Origin of the sequence: Erythrobacter crassostreae, assembly GCF_019204045.1 — a bacterium.
Classification (GTDB): Bacteria; Pseudomonadota; Alphaproteobacteria; order Sphingomonadales; family Sphingomonadaceae; genus Erythrobacter; species Erythrobacter crassostreae.
Genome location: NZ_JAGSPC010000001.1, coordinates 2,134,892 through 2,150,652, shown reverse-complemented (window position 1 = coordinate 2,150,652; position 15,761 = coordinate 2,134,892). Strand labels below are relative to the sequence as shown.

Below are 15,761 nucleotides of genomic sequence, written 5' to 3'. Positions count from 1 at the left end.
AAAAATCACAAAGTACTAAAAGTGCAGAGCGCGCCCGTATGCGTCGAGTACACTTTCGTGCATCATTTCAGACAAGGTCGGATGCGGGAACACTGTCTGCATAAGCTCGGCCTCGGTAGTTTCTAGCGTTTTGCCGACGGTGTAGCCCTGAATCAACTCGGTCACTTCCGCACCAATCATATGTGCGCCCAATAGCTCACCTGTCTTCGCATCGAAGATAGTCTTGATAAAGCCCTCTGCTTCACCAAGAGCGATTGCTTTTCCGTTTCCGATAAACGGGAAATTGCCAACCTTCAGCTCGTAACCCGCTTCCTTCGCCTTGGCCTCCGTTAGGCCAACGCTGGCAATCTGCGGATGGCAATAGGTGCAGCCGGGGATCGCATCACGGTTCAGAGGGTGCGGATGCACATCTTTGTTGCCCAATTCCTGCGCGATTGCCTCTGCACAGGTCACGCCTTCGTGGCTTGCCTTGTGCGCCAACCATGGTCCGGGTGTGCAATCGCCGATTGCCCAAAGCCCTTTTGACTTTGTGCGGCCAAATGGATCAATTTGAATGAATCCGCGTTCCATTTCCGCCAGTTTTTCAAGCCCTACATTCTCGGTGTTCGGTTGGATACCAATGGCAGCTATCACATGGCTGTATTCAGTCGTGCTGATCTTCCCAGCTTTGTCTTTGATCTTTGCCGTGACGCCTTTCGCGGTCACCTTAAGATCCTCAACGCCGGCACCGGTCATGATATTCATGCCCTGTTTCGTCAGGCTTTTTTCAAGGAACGTCGACACATCTGCGTCCTCGACCGGAACAATCCTATCCAGCATTTCGACAACCGTTACATCAACGCCCATGTCGTTGTAGAAGCTCGCGAATTCGATGCCGATTGCGCCTGATCCAATAACAAGCAATTTGCTAGGCATCTCCGGCGGCACCATCGCATGGCGATATGTCCAAACACGTTTTCCATCCGCAGGAGCAAACGGAAGGTCACGCGCACGCGCTCCTGTCGCGACGATAACGTGCTTCGCCGTCAACTTTTCATCGCCCTTATCACCCTTGACCGTCAGTGATGTCGGCCCTGTCAAAGTACCTTCACCCATATGGACGGTGATCTTGTTCTTCTTCATCAGGTGACCGATCCCCTGATTAAGCTGTTTGGCAACGCCGCGGCTGCGTTTCACGATCGCATCAAGATCGGCTTCGATCGTGCCAGCGACTTTCAAGCCATAGGAAGCAGCCTGATCCATGTAATGCTTGATCTCAGCAGAACGGAGCAGAGCCTTGGTCGGGATACAGCCCCAGTTTAGACAAATCCCGCCCAACTTTTCACGCTCGACAATCGCAGTCTTCAAACCCAGCTGCGCACAGCGGATCGCGGCGACATATCCGCCGGGTCCGGAGCCAAGGACTACGACATCATAACTGGCTGACATTATTCAATTATCCCTTTTGCATTCAGATTCTAAGTTGACTGCACGCGGACGATCATTCGCATCCAGCATGACAAATTTGAAGGTACCACTCGACACCGTGACAGTTGCTTCACCATCACGGTCCCGTCCAACGCCCTCGGCCTGAATTGTAAGCGATGTATTCCCCGTCGCGATTACTTCACAATACACGCTAAGCTCATCGCCCATGTTCATCGTATCGGGAAACGTGAAGTCAGTTGCATGGACGACAACCGCCTTGCCCCTCCCTACCCCGCTGGCAAGCGAGCCCGCGCCAAGCGCCATTTGCGCCATCAACCAGCCTCCAAAAACCCCGCCATAAGGGTTGAGATCAGCAGGCATCGCTGTGACGCGGATCATTGGATCACGCTTTCGCAAGCAGCGCCTCCTGCTGGGGCTTAATCACCCAAAACCACCCGAGTGTCGCATATGTCAGCGCCGCAAAGAGGCTTCCGCCTCCAAAGAGAAGTGCCGCATATCTATCTGCAAGCGTAAAGCTGGCGAGCGTGATCATAACTGCTGATAGGACGCCAATAACGAAGATCGTCGATGGCCAGCGCGCCAACTGCTCCCCCGCGAGAAAATAGACTAGCAATGCGATCGGAAATCCAACCGCATAACTACCCAAAAACGCCATTTGCATTGCGGCAAATTGTGAGCTTCCTTCGGAAAATACCTGACCTTCTAATACGATCCCATAAAGACCGACTGGGACCCAACCTGCCAGCCCCGCGCAAAATGCGATGAGAAAAATCCTAATGAAGGTCATCAAAGGGTCGAACACGTCTCTGGCCTTTACCCAGCGATCAGCTCGACAAAGTTCTCATTCACCCAACCGGATTTGCAGGGGCCCCGATATGCTCGTTTTGATGAAACCGGTGAACTGACACCGCAATCGATTGGCTCTTCACTGGCCGGTGCATAAACAACCCCAATCCAGTTCCCAACCTGCTGACACATAGAAATGCCCCGCCCAGGTCCAAGCCGATCGATCTCCTCTGCGTTTCCAGATGGCGCCGCTCGGACTGAGAGAAAGTTATCGCCGCGCGAATTCAGGTTCGTAACCCGGCCAAAGCCGGCGCACGCATCAAAGCGCGGACCGTCAAAACCAATCTGGACAGGACGCGTAGGTGTACCGGTTGATGTTGCTCGCGCAGTCGGGGAAACACCATCCCGATCATAGTCGTCCGGTGCACACGCGGCCAGAGCCGCACACGCGGCGGCGACGCTGAATAGTTTGAGTGACTCTGCTATGGTCAAACGACAAGGCCCATAGGATTCTCTATCAGACTGCGGAATTGATCCAACAGCTTAGCACCATCAACGCCGTCGATTGCGCGGTGATCGAAACTGCCTGTTACGCTCATGACGGTGGCAACTTGAAGCGCCCCATCGACGACATGGGGGCGCTGCTCGCCTGCACCGACTGCGAGAATCATACCCTGCGGCGGGTTGATCACGGCATCAAATTGCTTGGTTCCGAACATACCGAGATTTGAGAGCGAAACCGTGCCACCCTGATATTCGTGTGGCTGCAGTTTACCGTCGCGGGCCTTACCAGCGAGCTCTTTCATTTCTGTCGAAATCTCTGCGAGGCCCTTTCGCCCAGCATCGCGTATAATCGGCGTGATAAGCCCTGTTGGAGCAGCAACTGCAACCGACACGTCTTCGCGTGTGTATTGATGCATCACATCGCCTTGGAAGCTGACATTGCACTGCGGCTCGCGCTGAAGGGCTCTCGCCAGCGCTTTGATGATTAGATCGTTGACCGAAAGCTTAACGTTGTCGGCTTCCAGCGAAGAGTTCAGCTGCTTGCGAAGCGCAAGTAGCGGATCAAGTCGCACGTCGACCGTTAGATAGATGTGAGGGATTTCTTGCTTCGCCTCGGTCAGGCGGCGCGCGATAACTTTGCGCACGTTGTTGAGCTTCTGCTCTTCAAACGGTGCATCATAGTCATTCGCTGCTTGGGTCGAAGCTGCTCCCTTCGTGGGTGTGCTCGATTTCGCCGAAGCGGTTGAGGCATCCAATCCTTCAACATCTGCTTTGACGATCCGGCCACGCGGGCCAGAGCCTTTCACTGCTGAAAGCTCTACGCCTTTTTGCGCTGCGATACGCTTGGCCAAAGGCGATGCAATGATGCGATCCCCGGAACTGCCAGAGGCAGCGGGTTTTGCCGGCGTGGTTGCTGGAGCTGGAGCTGGAGCCGGTGTTAAGGCCGCTTCCGGTGCGGAGGCTTCTTCTGCGGCCTCTGGAGCAGGCGCAGTCGCACCCGAAGGCACGCTGACATCGCCCGCATCTTCACCATCTTCTGCAAGCATTGCGATGACGGTGCCGACCTGTACGTTCTCGGAACCTTCCTCAACGGCGATTGCCGCAAGTACGCCTTCGTCGACCGCTTCGAACTCCATCGTTGCCTTGTCGGTTTCAATCTCGGCCATGATGTCACCGGATTGGATCGTATCGCCGACCTTCACCAGCCATTTGGCGAGCGTCCCCTCTTCCATCGTTGGAGACAAAGCAGGCATCTTGATTTCAATGGCCATGGAGTATTCAATCCCTCGTTTGGCAGTTCCGTAACTTCTCTGGCGAATCCACAGGCTCGGGACAAGGCCTTGCATACGAAACCATTTGATTGGATAGCCTTTGTAGGAGGCTTTAATGCGCACATTCCTAGTCGTCACTGATGAAAGTGAAGAAGCGCGCGCTGCTCTGCGCTTCGCCGCACGCCGGGCTGTCGCGGTCGATGGCGCGGTGCATATTCTCGCATTGGTGCCCCAACAGAATTTCAGTGCATTTGGCGCGGTTCAGGCGACGATTGAGCAAGAGGCGCGTGACCGGGCCGAAATGCTGGCGCATGGAGTCGCCGGAAATTTGCTCGCAGAAAGTGGAATAATGCCAACAATCTCGGTCAAAATTGGCAACGGCCAAGGCATTTTGAGCGAGTTCCTCGAATCACACGATGAAGTGGCAGCGCTCATTTTGGGCGCCGCGGAAGGCGGCACCCCTGGGCCACTCGTAACGCATTTTTCAAGTCACGCGGGACAACTGTCCTGTCCGCTGTACATTATCCCATCCAACTATGACGAGAAGGACGCCGATCACGGCATTTGAATTGCGAAGCTATTTTCGCCGACCTTGATGACGGATGTTTCCTGGCCGCCCTCGCTTACCCGACTGATATTTGCCCTTCTTCGGGCCTCCACGGCCGCGCTTTTGATAGTCAAAGCGTTTGCCGCGCTGCTCGAGAGAATTGCCCTCTTCATCGACCGGTTCAAATTTGAGGGCGCCGGTCAAAGAGTTGGCCTCAGCCAGTTTGAGCTTTAGCCGGTCGCCCGGTGCGTAAGACGTTCCGCTATCCACACCCACTAAAGTTTGTGCGGCCTCGTCATGGCGGAAATATTCTCCGCCAAGCGTAGAGACCGGCACCAAGCCATCTCCGCCCAGCCCGACAATCGTCGCGAAGAATCCAAAGCCTTGAACGCCGGTGATCCTCGTTTCGAATATCTGTCCAACCCGCGCTGAAAGCCACGCAGCGACATAGCGGTCAATTGTGTCCCTTTCCGCCTCCATTGCGCGCCTTTCAGTCTGGCTAATCTGATCAGCAATCTCCTGAAGGCTGGCACGGTCTTTATCCGATAATCCGCTTACATCTGGCAGATCGCCAGACGGTTTCGGCTGCTCCAATTTGTAGGCATCAACCAACGCTCGGTGGATCAACAGATCGGCATAGCGACGGATCGGCGACGTGAAGTGCGCATATGAATCCAGCGCGAGACCAAAGTGACCAGAATTTGAAGGGCCGTAATAGGCCTGCATCTGGCTACGCAGAACCGCCTCCATAATCTGAGCTTTTTCGGACTCTTCTTCGACATCCGCGAGCATTGCGTTGAACAGCGAAGGCTTAACCACCTGACCCAAAGCGAGCTTCTTGCCCAAAGTGTCCATATAGTCGCGCAGCGCGATCAGTTTTTCTCTGCTCGGGGTCTCATGTGTGCGATAAACGACCGGCGCTGTCTTCGCCTCCAACGCTTTCGCCGCAGCGACGTTGGCCGCAATCATGAAATCTTCGACGACGCGGTGAGCATCTAGCCGTTCTCGAACCGCTATTTCTTCAATCTGACCCCGGTCATTCAAAAGCACACGGCGCTCGGGCAAATCAAGATCAAGCGGTTCCCGGTTTGCGCGCGCATCGGCCAAGGCGTGCCATGCATTCCATAAATTTGTGAGATACTCTGGCGGGTTTCCACCATCAACTGCCGCCTGCGCGTCTTCATACGGAATGTTGTGATGGATCCGGACTATCGCTCTTGTGAAGCGAAAATCTGTGATCTTGCCCTTATCGCAAATATGCAGATGGCAAGCCATCGCGGCGCGGTCTTCATCCTCGCGCAACGAACAGACATCGGCCGAAAGGATTTCCGGCAGCATCGGCACGACACGGTCGGGGAAATAGACTGAATTGCCACGTTTGCGCGCTTCCTTATCAAGCGCACTGCCCGGACGCACATAGAACGAGACATCGGCAATCGCGACGAGCGCGTTGAAACCGCCCTGCCCGTCTGGCTCTGCCCAGATTGCGTCATCGTGATCTCGCGCATCTGCCGGGTCGATCGCGACGATCGGCAAATGCCTCAGATCTTCACGCTTTTCTTCGGACAACCTTAGTTGAGCGGCCCGCTCTGCCTCAGCATGTACACCTTCAGGAAAGACGTGAGGAATGCCGTGCTTCGCGATAGCGATCAGGCTGAAACTTTTCGGGGCGAGAGGATCGCCGATGACTTCAATAACCTTCACACCAGCACGATCACTGCGGCCAATCGGCTCTGCGATTACCAGTTGGCCCGCTTCAGCTTCTCCAACATCCTTGATTGGAGCGGACTGCCGGATCCGTTTGTCGACCGGAGCAAGCCATGCTTTGCCGCCACCATCAATCTCGACAACACCCATCATCCCCTCGGTCCGAGCGGGAAGTTTTTTCATCGGATACGCGACCCATCCGCTATCCGCTTCCTCTGTACGAGCGAGAACGCGGTCGCCGCGTTTGAGAGCTGGCGCGCGTTTGCCGCCGCGCCCCTTCATTTCTTTCACAACAATACGAGGCGGTTTTCCAGGGGCATCAGGAGACCAGTTGTCCGGCTCAGCAACCGGCTCTCCATCTTCGATCGCAACGATACGAAGGACCGTAACCTTTGGCACTCCGCCCATCATGTGGAATGCGGTCTTCTTCCCATCGATCAGCCCTTCTTCGGCCATATCCTTGAGTAGTTTCTTGAGGCCGATTTTCTCTTGCCCCTTCAGGCCAAAGGCTTTCGCGATTTCGCGCTTGCCTGCTGGTTTGTCTGAGGACTGAATAAATTCGAGGATCTGCTCGCGGGAAGGCATCCCGGCAGGACGGTTCATTTGTCGTTTGGCCATAGTGAAGGCCTATGGACGAGTGCTTACTCGCTGTCACCTTCGGGCTGGGCCACTGGCTCGAATGCTCCGCCAGGAACAGCGGTGGAAACGGCCGAACAATATTCGCCGTTGCAAGCTGATATTCCGAAGAACCAGTCATCCCCGCGTACACCAGCCAATTTCACGATGAACTTTTCGTCTTGAATACGCATGTCGACCTGATCAAAGGTGACGTCCCCATCAATGCTGTAAGTGTGATCTTCGCCTACTCCGCTCGCCGGAATATGGCTCACAGAAACGGCGCTTTCCTTCGGCCAATAACTCGCATCAGTTGAGCGCATGAAAATACGGTATGTTTCGGCGCCTTCGATCCGATCCCAAGACAATTCGGTATAGGTTTTAACGACCGCATCTGCGTCGAGCTTGGGCGGCATCGGCGACATTGCCAGTTTGTGTAGCGCCCGAACATTCAGTCGGGACGCACGCGTTAAATAGTCGAAATCCAGTTCGTCCACCGTGTCGCCGTAGGTCACGCCATCTTCAACTCGAAGGTCCTGATGCTGGTGATCGTAATCCTCTACCGAAACGGTGATGCGCACCGCGGGATAACCTTTATCGAGGAACGGAATTTGATCGCCGCCGCGGCCCATTCGATCTGTCCGCCAAATCTGGCGGACCTGCATCCCATCGGGATTCTCGTCAGCGAGATTATCAAGCCACCGCGAAAGATTGCGTCCGGGCGAATCATTTTCACCACCGAACCGGCGTTGGCGTGCGCGCAGCCTTTCGGTCGAATCCGCGCGGAGACCTTCGGAGAAAACTCGAACGTTTTTGGCATCACAAAAACCGTCAGACCCGCACGAATTGCCGATCATATCGTTGTTCAGCACCGCCTTCACCGTCATGCCCTGCTCTTCCACCCAATCGGCAAGGATACGCGCACCGTAGAGCCCCTGCTCTTCACCGGTTAAAAGCGCATAAATGATCGTCGAGGGATATTCTTGTTGAGACAGAATGCGGGACGCCTCAAGGATCATCACGCTGCCCGATCCATCGTCATTCGCGCCGGGCGCATCGTCAGTTCCGTTCAGGGGATCGGTCACACGGCTGTCATAGTGTCCTTGAACAATAATGACCTCGTTTGGGCGCTTCGTCCCGCGCTGGATCGCTACAGCATTGCGAACCAGTGTCGGCTGAGGAATACGGCGACCGTCCGCGTCAATAACACGCTCTACCGACATAACTTCAAAGCAATCGTCACACGTAGCTCCGATCCGTCGGAACTCGTCCAAAGCCCAGTTTACCGCCGCACCGATACCGCGCTTCGGATCAGTTTGGGACGACAATGTATGGCGCGTGCCGAAAGACACGATCTTATCCATATCCGCGCGTAGTCTCTCTTCAGAAACCTGCTCGGCCAAAACATCGTCAGAGTTCGACCGTTTGTGGTCATCCGCAGCTAGCGGAGCGGAAAGAATAGCGGCAGTGAGAGCGAGACGTTTGATCATGCGGACCTTCTTGCTTGATAGAGCAAGAATAACAAGTCTGCGCGGCGATCAGTTCCCGTCGCCTAGTAAGCCCGCGCGATCAGAATTCGCTCAACTGCTGGCTCTCCGGTAAAGATGCATGTGCCATCGGCATCATCACCATCACGCGGTACGTTTCGGATGGTCAGCTTTTCTTCCTTCAACTGCTCAACAACCTTTTCCAACACGGCGCCCGATGGCTTGGACCACTGAACCTCGATCCAACCGGGATACTTACCGTTGGATTTGTAGAACTCGGTCACCTCGCTCCATTCAGTCACGCCGCGCGTGATGTTAGCATCACGGCGATCACGCGCTTCGGTGTAAAGACTGTTTTGAATGTCTTCGAGCAAGTCGCTGATCCCCGAGATAAATTCATCGCGTTGAGGGAACGAGTTCGCGAGCTTCCCTGTTTCAGGGTTCCACAGCTTATCGCGCCGGATCGCGGCAACTTTGCCATTCTCCATATCGCGTGATCCAATCTCGATCACAACCGGCGCGCCCTTACGCACCCAGTCCCACCGCTTTGCCGAAGCTTTGCCCGGTGTTTTGTCCAGCAGTACACGCACTTTCTCGCCCAAGGAAAACTGCGCCGCGATACCTGCGCGAACTTGTTCGCAATAGGCCAGCGTCGCCTCATCTTCGGGCTTATCACGCAGCATTGGCAGAATTACGACTTGGAAAGGCGCGATCCGCGGCGGCACGCGCAAGCCATCGTCATCACCATGCGTCATAATTACGCCGCCGATCATGCGGGTTGATGTGCCCCAACTGGTCGTATGACAAAATTTTTGGGTGCCCTCGCGGTCCTGATACTGGATACCAGCGGCCTTGGCGAAGTTGGTGCCCAGGTAATGCGACGTGCCAGCTTGCAAAGCTTTGCCATCCTGCATCATCGCTTCGATGGACCACGTTTCATCCGCTCCGGGGAAGCGTTCGTTCTCTGGCTTCTCGCCTGCGATCACTGGCAGGGCCAAATCTTCTTCAACACAGGCGCGGTACATTTCGAGGGCACGATGAGTTTCCTCCAATGCTTCTTGCTTGTCAGCATGGGCTGTATGCCCTTCCTGCCAGAGAAACTCGCTCGTGCGCAGGAACATGCGCGTCCGCATTTCCCAGCGAACAACGTTTGCCCACTGGTTAATCATCAGCGGAAGGTCGCGCCAAGACTGTGTCCAACGCGCCATTGCATCACCAATGATCGTTTCTGACGTGGGACGGACCACCAACGGCTCTTCCAACTTGGCCTCGGGATCAGGGATCAGCCCACCCTTACCATCTGCAATCAAGCGATGATGCGTAACGACAGCCATCTCTTTGGCGAAACCGTCCACATGACTGGCTTCGCGCTCAAAGTTCGCAAGCGGAATGAACAGCGGGAAATAGCAGTTTTGGACGCCGGCTTCTTTGATCCGGTCATCCATTAGGCGCTGAACACGCTCCCAGATTCCGTAGCCCCACGGCTTGAACACCATACAGCCACGAACACCCGATTCCTCGGCCATGTCAGCGGCGCTGATAACTTCTTGATACCATTTCGCGAAATCGTCTTCGCGCTTCACGGTTAAGGCGTGGCGAATGTTGGACACGTTCTGTGCTTTTCCTGCTTAAAATTACTCGGATAGACGCTTGCGGCTGTTAGCCTAGCTCGTCCAGCTTCTTTTGCATTGCAGCCATCTGTTCACGCAGAGCAGCGATCTCTGTATCGGAGTTGTCCGGAGTTTCGGGCGGTGAACGCCTTGCGGGAGCGTCTTTCTTGGCACCCGGGATCAGTGTTTCGGCCGCAGCCCGCATCAAAGCCATGTTCGTTTCATGAATTGCAGCGAGCGGATTTGCAGACATGCCTTTTTCAAACGCGTCACGAATCTTCGATTGGTTCTCCCGAAAATTCGTCATGCTCGCCTCAAGATAAGACGGCATCAAATTCTGCATGGAATTGCCATACATCCCGATCAATTGGCGCAAGAAACTGACAGGCAGCATTTTCCCGCCATTTGATTCTTCATCCATGATGATCTGGGTCAGTATCGAATGCGTGATGTCATCACCGGACTTGGCATCAAGAACCTGAAAATCAACATTTTCACGCACCATTTTCGCCAAGTCATCAAGCGTAATATAGCTGGACGAACTGGTGTTGTAGAGCCGCCGGTTGGCGTACTTTTTTATGATAATGCTGTCGCCAGCATTCATGTCTGCGGCTTTTGATTTGCGTGCCATTTCGACCTCTGAATTTATTGCGTCATCGCCTTAGCACTTGCACAATGTGCGGTGCAACAACGCGTTAGCAGTTGCGCAATCGCTTACCCAAAACCGTTAGCAATTCATATTGAGAAACAGAGCTTTGCTGCGCAGCATCGGGCAAATAGAATGGCACATTCAGCCAATCTCCCTCGCTAACTTCAGGCGTTTGGGCCAAGTCAACGACTATCATATCCATCGACACCTTGCCCAAGACCGGGAGCTCATTTCCGGAGTGCATGAGTCGAAAGCCGGGACCTCTTGCTCTTAAAAATCCGTCCGCATAACCAAGAGAGACTGTGCCTACCCGCATTGATCCGTCAGCTGTGAACTCAGAATTGTATCCTACGCTGTCACCTGCGGTGAGATTGCGAACTTGAATGATCGCTGCTTCAAGGTACGCCACTTGCCGGATGCAACTTGCCAGTTCGTTGCGAGGAACCCCTCCGTACAAAGCTATCCCCGGCCTAGTCAGGTCAAAAGCATAGTCTTTGCCCAAGGCGATTCCTGCACTGTTGGAAAGGCTAAGCCGCCTGTGAGCGATCTTGTTTGCAGCTTCCCTGAAGATGGCGAGTTGCTCTCCATTCATCGGATTGTCTTCATCTGCACAAGCCAGATGTGACATCAAGCAATCGACATCTAGGGACTGCAACACGCCATGCGACAGTTCGATCGGTTCAACGCCAAGCCTATTGATCCCTGTATCGATCATTAGGTGGCATGGGCCTCCGCCCTTCTCGGCCCATCGCTGCGCCTGCTGCAACGAATTGATGACCGGCCTGACACCGCTCGCGAGAGCGAAATCCACGTCGGCAGCGGTCATTGGTCCATGTAAGACCGCGATCTGGACTGGTTCGACATGCGGCAAAAGCGCCAGAACCTCGCTCCAATGCGCGACAAAGAACATTGCCGCACCAGCATTGCGAAGGGTTGGCACACAAACGTCAGTGCCCAATCCGTAGCAATCAGCCTTTACCGCCGCACCTGTCGACGCCGAACCGGAAAGTGCATCAAGCGCCTTCCAATTGTTCGCAAGAGCATCCTTGTCGACTTTCAGCCGGTGCGTTGGCGGCGGCGCGATTGGTGCGATGTTATCCTTGGACGTCATCTGAGAAGTCTGTTGGCGGGCCATCTGGGAGCCCCCACCACGCGATTACCACGCCTATGGCGACGACCACCCAAGTGTACCACAGCCCAGAATAAACGTTGCCGGTGCTAGCGACAATAATGCCCGAAATTAGCGGGAGAAAGCCACCGAGATAGCCAGCGCCAATGTGGTACGGGATCGACATTGATGAGTATCTTATCCGAGGCGGGAACATCTCTGACAGCAACGCAGCGACCGATCCATAAGTCAGCGCGGACAGCACACCCAGAGCAAGCAGCATTGCGATAATGCCAATGATATTGCCAATCGGCGGGATCTGACGGGTGAAATCAAAGCCTGATTGCGTAAGCGCCGCTTGGAGACCGTCCCGTCTTGCGTTGCCGCTTTCAAGCCACTCAGGGACAATCTCAACTACTTTACCAGCGACTGTCACACCTAAAGTATCGCCCTCGATCACAGTGTAAGAAACACCGCTTGAAGTTAGGCTGCTCAAGACTTTTCCGCAGGCGCTTTGCTCACGATCAAACAGATCCGCGAACGGATCGGTCACGCAATCAGCGCCAGTAACGACAACGGGGTTCTTCTCAGCAGCCTCTGCCAAAGCAGGGTTGGCCAGGCTACCCATAGTCCAGAAAATCGGGAACAGCAGCGCGAGCGTCGCAAGTGCACCAATGATGATCGGTTTTTTACGGCCAACGCGGTCCGACCATCGGCCAACGATCAAATAGAGTCCCATGGAAAGTAGACCCGCGATCAGCAGGATGATCTCCACCGTTAACTCATCAAGCCGCATATCGCCTTTAAGAAAGGACAGGCTGGAGAAGAACGCTGTGTACCAAATTGTCGTCAAGATACCTGCCACACCAAACAGCGCAACGAAGATACGTTTCTTGTTACCCGGGTAAGTGAAGCTCTCGATGAACGGGTTGCCAGATGTCTCGCCGGCTTCTTTCATCGCCTTGAAGACCGGGCTTTCTGACAATTTGAAACGCATCCAAAGCGAAATAATCAGCAAGATGATCGACAAGAGGAATGGAACACGCCAGCCCCAGGAATTAAAATCCTCTTCTGGGATTACAAACCGGCAAATCAGCACAACTATGATCGACAAGACGAAACCGCCAACGACACTCGCCTGAATGAAGCTGGTGTAAAACCCGCGTTTCTCAGGTGGAGCGTGCTCAGCGACATAGATTGCTGCGCCGCCATATTCCCCGCCAAGCGCAAGGCCTTGAAGCACACGAAGGAAGATTACGATCATCGGCGCGATCACACCGATTTGATCGACCGTCGGGATCAAACCGACTCCGGCTGTGGCGATGCCCATCAGTGTTACAGTCACGAGGAACGTGTACTTCCTCCCCAACCTATCACCAAGGAAGCCGAACAAAATCGCACCAATCGGACGGAAGGCAAAGCCGACTGCGAAAGTCGACCAGACTAGCAGCAATCCGAGCGTGTCGTTGTCGACGTCGTAGAACGCATCTTTCAGGATGTAGGCGAGCGTTCCGTAGATAAAGAAATCGTACCATTCAAAGATTGTCCCAGCGCTCGACGCGCCGATGACCAGCTTGATTTCCTTGTCTGTCGGTTCTCGCTCAGCAAGCGCTTGTGCTTCTGCCATAATCCCCACTTACCCCGGTTGCACCCGTCTCTAACAGGTCGAATGTCAGAAGGTACTAGCCTGTGGCAAGCGGAGAAGAAAGCGCCTCAGTTACGGCTCTCCACGGCAATAGAATTGCTTCATGACGCCCCGGATAGGGCAATGCGGGTGCAAGCGCGTCAAAGCCAGGCCAATCTGGCAGGGAGCCCGCTCCTGCTAGCCATGCCTCAATTTCCTGTTGGGCAATTGCGAGCTCGTCCATCGACGCAGCACCAACCCCTTGCGCCAAGATAGCTGCAGAGCTTTGACCGACAGCGCAGGCTGATACCTGCATACCTACGCGAAAAGTCTGGCTCGCCGTTACGCTCAAACCGATCTTGATTTTGCTTCCGCATGTCCGCGAATGCGCTTCGGCATAGACATCAAAGTTATCACTTAACGGAAAATCGGCGAGCGTTGCGGAAAGAGCAAGCAGCTCAGGTGAATATAGCTTTGCCGTAGATCCTTCACGCATAAGGGCTATCCGTCAGAATTGGCCGCCTCTTCAGCTTCCGCCTCCCCCTCTAAACGCGAGCGCCTAGCTGAAATCATCTGAACCAGTTGACGTGAAAACGCATCAGCAGCCGGATATGTGCGGGCTTGTGTCACCCAGTCAGGGCGACCTTTCGCGCCCCAAACGGTATCAAACCCAAGCACGACAATCGAAAATGCGAATATTACAATCAACGCGCCTTTCACCGCGCCGAAGCCAAAGCCCAGTAGCCGGTCGATCGGACCAAGAATGGAACTTCGGGAGGCCTCGCCAGCATTGGAGGCTATGATCCGCATTGATGCATAAGGTATGAGCAACAGCAGTACGAACGCGAGCAACGGTGTCGCAGGTTCCGCATTGTAGACGCTTCTGAGCGCTTCGGTCAGCAAATCGTGCAGGTAATAAACCGCAAAAGCCGCCAAGATCCAGGCAGCAAGCGAGAGAACTTCCTGCACCAAACCGCGCATGAAGCCGCCTATCGCGGCAAAGCCAACGAAAAGCAGAACGATCACATCAAACAAAGTCATGAAAAAGGATTTATGCGGTACCCATCACTTGGTCAACGAGGTTGGCGAGTTGTCCCAAGCCGCGATATTTCAGTTTGGCCGACCCGACCTTGGCATCGGACGGGCCGAAACCCGAAGTGAAACCCAATTTCGCAGCTTCTCGCAATCGCAAATCCGAATGGGAAACCGGGCGAATTTCCCCTGATAAAGAGACTTCTCCGAACCACGCAGCTTTGTCGGGAAGAGGCTTGTCCGCCAGAGCGGATACCAACGCCGCCGCAACTGCAAGATCGGCGGCCGGGTCTGCGAGGCGGTATCCGCCCGCAATGTTCAGATAGACCTCTGCAGAACTGAAATTCAGCCCGCATCGCGACTCCAATACTGCAAGCAACATCGCCATGCGCCCGGTGTCCCATCCAACAACAGCGCGCCGCGGTGTAGCGCCGGATTGAAGCCGGACGATCAAAGCCTGAATTTCAACGAGCACCGGACGTGTGCCTTCTAGAGCAGGAAATACAGCGCTGCCCGCCAATGGTTGATCCCGACCAGAAAGGAACAGCATCGAAGGATTGGAGACCTCTTCGAGCCCCTCACTCACCATCGAGAACACACCAATTTCGTCAACTGCGCCAAACCGGTTCTTAAGAGCACGCAAAATACGATATTGGTGGCTGCGCTCTCCTTCAAAGCTCATCACAACATCAACCATATGCTCAAGCACGCGCGGTCCAGCTATATTGCCGTCTTTGGTGACGTGACCGACGAGGACGACAACTGTGCCTTTTTGCTTGGCGAAACGGATCAGTTCCAGCGCACAGCCACGGACTTGGCTCACCGTGCCAGGCGCGCCTTCGATTGTGTCTGAGTGCATCGTCTGAATCGAATCGATCACGAGCAATGCCGGTGGTTCACCCTCGCCCAGTGTTGTGAGAATATCTCGCACCGATGTTTCCGATGCGAGCCGGATCGGCGCATCGGCCACACCCAAACGTGTTGCCCTCAATCGAACCTGACCAGCGGCCTCCTCACCGCTGACATATACAACATCATTCCCGCCCTTGGCGATTGTCGCAGCCGTTTGCAGCAGCAAAGTGGACTTACCGATTCCGGGATCTCCGCCCATCAATACAGCCGAACCTGGAACAAGACCGCCGCCCAATGCACGGTCAAACTCAGCAAGGCCGGTCGATTTACGAACAGGCAGTTCGGTCGGGCGATTAAGCGGCACAAACTCGATACCTCGCCCACCGCGAGATAGGTCATGTTTTTGCGAAAAGACCGTTGCGGGCGCATCTTCGTTAAGCGTGTTCCACTCGGAACATTCAGCACACTGGCCCTGCCAACGTGGTGAAACTGCGCCGCAGGACTGGCAGACATACCGTTTTTTGCTCTTCGCCATCCCCCG

General features: G+C 54.7%; 14 protein-coding genes. 1 reads left to right on the top strand and 13 read right to left on the bottom strand.

Annotation, left to right across the window (positions count from 1 at the left end; translation table 11 throughout):
- Positions 1-15: 15 nt before the first annotated feature.
- The 4 genes from lpdA to KCG46_RS10575 all read right to left on the bottom strand — a co-directional run bounded on the left by lpdA (position 16) and on the right by KCG46_RS10575 (position 3,989).
- Positions 16-1,428 (bottom strand): dihydrolipoyl dehydrogenase, encoded by a 1,413-nt coding sequence (lpdA, locus tag KCG46_RS10590; protein WP_218405183.1) that lies wholly within the window; start codon positions 1,426-1,428, stop codon positions 16-18.
- 3 nt (positions 1,429-1,431) lie between these two features.
- Positions 1,432-1,806 (bottom strand): acyl-CoA thioesterase, encoded by a 375-nt coding sequence (locus tag KCG46_RS10585; RefSeq protein WP_255551866.1) that lies wholly within the window; start codon positions 1,804-1,806, stop codon positions 1,432-1,434.
- 4 nt (positions 1,807-1,810) lie between these two features.
- Positions 1,811-2,083 carry a hypothetical protein gene (locus KCG46_RS10580; RefSeq protein ID WP_218405182.1) on the bottom strand — a complete coding sequence of 91 codons (273 nt, stop codon included), beginning with the start codon at positions 2,081-2,083 and terminating at the stop codon, positions 1,811-1,813.
- Between the two features lie 619 nt (positions 2,084-2,702).
- A complete protein-coding gene (locus KCG46_RS10575; protein WP_218405181.1) occupies positions 2,703-3,989 on the bottom strand; it encodes a pyruvate dehydrogenase complex dihydrolipoamide acetyltransferase in 1,287 nt (428 codons plus the stop codon).
- Between the two features lie 115 nt (positions 3,990-4,104).
- Here KCG46_RS10575 and KCG46_RS10570 point away from each other — a divergent pair, with 115 nt between their 5' ends.
- Positions 4,105-4,557, top strand: a complete 453-nt coding sequence (locus KCG46_RS10570; protein ID WP_218405180.1) for a universal stress protein — start codon at positions 4,105-4,107, stop codon at positions 4,555-4,557.
- A gap of 9 nt (positions 4,558-4,566) precedes the next feature.
- Here KCG46_RS10570 and rnr read toward each other — a convergent pair whose 3' ends face one another.
- From rnr to radA, 9 genes are all read right to left on the bottom strand, one after another.
- A complete protein-coding gene (gene rnr, locus KCG46_RS10565; protein WP_218405179.1) occupies positions 4,567-6,861 on the bottom strand; it encodes a ribonuclease R in 2,295 nt (764 codons plus the stop codon).
- Positions 6,862-6,884: 23 nt separating this feature from the next.
- Positions 6,885-8,348, bottom strand: a complete 1,464-nt coding sequence (locus KCG46_RS10560; protein WP_218405178.1) for a M28 family peptidase — start codon at positions 8,346-8,348, stop codon at positions 6,885-6,887.
- A gap of 62 nt (positions 8,349-8,410) precedes the next feature.
- The gene (gene proS, locus KCG46_RS10555) at positions 8,411-9,955 is read right to left on the bottom strand and encodes a proline--tRNA ligase (protein WP_218405177.1); all 1,545 of its coding nucleotides are present in this window, start codon (positions 9,953-9,955) and stop codon (positions 8,411-8,413) included.
- A 49-nt stretch (positions 9,956-10,004) separates the two neighbouring features.
- The gene (gene phaR / locus KCG46_RS10550; RefSeq protein ID WP_218405176.1) at positions 10,005-10,586 is read right to left on the bottom strand and encodes a polyhydroxyalkanoate synthesis repressor PhaR; all 582 of its coding nucleotides are present in this window, start codon (positions 10,584-10,586) and stop codon (positions 10,005-10,007) included.
- A gap of 64 nt (positions 10,587-10,650) precedes the next feature.
- A complete protein-coding gene (gene alr, locus KCG46_RS10545; protein WP_255551865.1) occupies positions 10,651-11,739 on the bottom strand; it encodes an alanine racemase in 1,089 nt (362 codons plus the stop codon).
- Positions 11,699-13,339: an MFS transporter gene (locus KCG46_RS10540; protein ID WP_218405175.1), complete on the bottom strand. Its 1,641-nt coding sequence runs from the start codon at positions 13,337-13,339 to the stop codon at positions 11,699-11,701. The genes alr and KCG46_RS10540 overlap by 41 nt, the downstream gene beginning before the upstream one ends.
- A gap of 55 nt (positions 13,340-13,394) precedes the next feature.
- Complete coding sequence (locus KCG46_RS10535; RefSeq protein WP_218405174.1) at positions 13,395-13,832, bottom strand: iron-sulfur cluster assembly scaffold protein; 438 nt, start codon at positions 13,830-13,832, stop codon at positions 13,395-13,397.
- Positions 13,833-13,837: 5 nt separating this feature from the next.
- Complete coding sequence (locus tag KCG46_RS10530) at positions 13,838-14,377, bottom strand: CvpA family protein (protein ID WP_218405173.1); 540 nt, start codon at positions 14,375-14,377, stop codon at positions 13,838-13,840.
- A 10-nt stretch (positions 14,378-14,387) separates the two neighbouring features.
- Entirely contained in the window at positions 14,388-15,755 is a 1,368-nt protein-coding gene (gene radA / locus KCG46_RS10525; RefSeq protein ID WP_218405172.1) for a DNA repair protein RadA, read from the bottom strand.
- Positions 15,756-15,761 lie beyond the last annotated feature (6 nt).